General features: G+C 33.8%; 1 protein-coding gene and 1 pseudogene. One reads left to right on the top strand and one right to left on the bottom strand.

Annotated elements, in window-relative coordinates; translation table 11 throughout:
- Window positions 1-59: 59 nt before the first annotated feature.
- Window positions 60-874, top strand: a pseudogene (locus tag SMIDD26_RS13365) (IS630 family transposase); the annotation flags it as partial.
- A 2-nt stretch (window positions 875-876) separates the two neighbouring features.
- On the opposite strand, the gene SMIDD26_RS09825 reads toward SMIDD26_RS13365, so the two are convergent.
- Window positions 877-1,452, bottom strand: a complete 576-nt coding sequence (locus tag SMIDD26_RS09825) for a DUF2625 family protein (protein WP_167747517.1) — start codon at window positions 1,450-1,452, stop codon at window positions 877-879.
- Window positions 1,453-1,616 lie beyond the last annotated feature (164 nt).

The following is a 1,616-nucleotide window of genomic DNA, read 5'->3' on the forward strand; positions in this document are numbered from 1 at the left end:
GAAATAAGATATAGACAAATACGATTAGGAAAGAAAAGTGAATTTCTAAAAATTTTTTAGCGGCCAAAGTTTTTGATGTAGGCGTCAGAACTCTCTTCACATGGAAAAAGAAAGACGTGAACAAGGGCATTTAGAGTGGAAAAAGCGAGTCGTCAAAAGACGGAAGATTCCTTTGGATGAATTAAAAGTCTTTGTAGAGGCTCATCCAGACGCTTTCTTAAGGGAAATTGCGGCACATTTTGATTATGCTGTTCCTTCAGCATGGGCAGCTTTAAAGCAGATTAAGGTTACTTTAAAAAAGACGACTAGTTTTAAGGAACAAGATCTGAGAAAGTCGCTGAGTTTCTTGATATTTTGGATAGCCTAAAAGATTTACCAGTCGTATATATTGACGAAACGGGAATCGACCGCTACCTCTATCGTCCCTATGCACGGGCTCCTAGAGGGAAGAAAGTCTATGAAAAGATTAGCGGACGGCGTTTTGAGCGGACTTCAATTGTTTCAGGACAAGTAGACGGAAAGTTTATAGCTCCCATGATTTACAAGGAAAGTATGACGAGTGACTTCTTTGTAAAGTGGTTCAAAACGCAACTCCTACCTGCTTTGAAGACACCTCATATCATTGTCATGGACAATGCAAGTTTTTATCCCAAGAACATCTTGGATAAACTTTGCATTCAAGATAAACACTTTTTCTTACCTCTACCACCTTATTCACCGGATTTGAATCCTATTGAGCAGGCTTGGGCTATCTTGAAAAAAAGTGACGGATTTATTAAGGGAAGTCCCAAATATTTTTGAATGTTTAGAGCGCTTTTTAAAACTAAATGACTATAAGATAAATAACAATCTAGAACGAGAGGTACGCCTATGAATTTATATACTTAACTGTCTATAAAAATCAGCATTCATTCCTAACAATTCTTTAAAAGGGACTATTTTTCTAACTGAACCTGATGGAGTGTATTCCATTGACCAAATAAAAGGATAGGTCAAAACAACTTCATTTGTTTCAAGCGATAAATCTAATTTGAACAAATCTGGCACTATAAGTCCTTGATAAAATGTGTCTAACTGATTTGTCGTCACCCAATATAAAAATCCCTTGTAATCTATTTCCAAATCCTCCCATTCTAATGTATCAGGAGCGAAATATTCTATTGAATTTAATTTTTCAATATTTATTGCAAATAGACCACCCAAGATATCATAAGCTATCAAACAACGATTAGAATTATAACATTTTGAAAACAATTCATTACAGTAGATGAAGCCATTCTCCGAATCATTCCCCAAGATTTTTAAATAACCATTAACAGTTATATAAGAAAAATGTTCTAAGATAAACTTCATTTCTTGTGGTCTTTCGATACTATCCGTTGTTTTTTTATTAAATTCAAGGAATTTAATATCATTAGAACTTTTATCAAATTCCGCAATAATCTTTTTCATAGTTAACATTTTATTCACCTACTCTATTATATTAAATTTAACTTTTGTACCATCATCATACGGTCTTAACTGATGACCTGTTGTAAATCGAAAAAGCTACACTTTCTCATCTTTCTGACTTCCTTGATACTCTCCCAATTCTAAAAAATGATTCAAGGTATTAT

The organism is Streptococcus mitis (assembly GCF_001579035.1).
Lineage (GTDB): Bacteria > Bacillota > Bacilli > Lactobacillales > Streptococcaceae > Streptococcus > Streptococcus mitis_J.